Raw genomic sequence first — 616 nt, forward strand, 5'->3', positions numbered from 1 at the left:
TGGTGGAGCCTAGCGGGATCGAACCGCTGACCTCCTGCGTGCAAGGCAGGCGCTCTCCCAGCTGAGCTAAGGCCCCTAATAAAAAATGGAAATGGTCGGGAAGACAGGATTCGAACCTGCGACCCCTTGGTCCCAAACCAAGTGCTCTACCAAGCTGAGCTACTTCCCGTAATATGGCGCGCCCGATAGGAGTCGAACCCATAACCTTTTGATCCGTAGTCAAACGCTCTATCCAATTGAGCTACGGGCGCATATAAAAATATGTGTGGTGCCGAGGACCGGAATCGAACCGGTACGGTAGTCACCTACCGCAGGATTTTAAGTCCTGTGCGTCTGCCAGTTCCGCCACCCCGGCTTATTTAAAGAGCGGAAGACGGGATTCGAACCCGCGACCCCCACCTTGGCAAGGTGGTGTTCTACCACTGAACTACTTCCGCAATATGATGCGGGTGAAGGGACTCGAACCCCCACGTCAAAGACACTAGATCCTAAGTCTAGCGCGTCTGCCAATTCCGCCACACCCGCATATTAAGGAAAAATGGTGTGCCATGAAGGACTCGAACCTTCGACCCTCTGATTAAAAGTCAGATGCTCTACCGACTGAGCTAATGGCACA

The 616-nt window shown here is 53.4% G+C and carries 7 tRNA genes; all 7 read right to left on the reverse strand.

The features are described from left to right. Positions 1–76: transfer RNA gene (locus ACTSEZ_RS21310), tRNA-Ala, on the reverse strand. A gap of 16 nt (positions 77–92) precedes the next feature. Next, positions 93–169: transfer RNA gene (locus ACTSEZ_RS21315), tRNA-Pro, on the reverse strand. A 5-nt stretch (positions 170–174) separates the two neighbouring features. Then, positions 175–251, reverse strand: a tRNA-Arg gene (locus ACTSEZ_RS21320). 15 nt (positions 252–266) lie between these two features. Then, positions 267–355: transfer RNA gene (locus ACTSEZ_RS21325), tRNA-Leu, on the reverse strand. 10 nt (positions 356–365) lie between these two features. Beyond that, positions 366–437 (reverse strand) — tRNA-Gly (locus ACTSEZ_RS21330). Between the two features lie 7 nt (positions 438–444). Next, a tRNA-Leu gene (locus tag ACTSEZ_RS21335) sits at positions 445–525 on the reverse strand. A 14-nt stretch (positions 526–539) separates the two neighbouring features. Next, positions 540–615, reverse strand: a tRNA-Lys gene (locus ACTSEZ_RS21340). Position 616 lies beyond the last annotated feature (1 nt).

Origin of the sequence: Metabacillus mesotrionivorans, assembly GCF_052171315.1 — a bacterium.
GTDB lineage: Bacteria > Bacillota > Bacilli > Bacillales > Bacillaceae > Bacillus_P.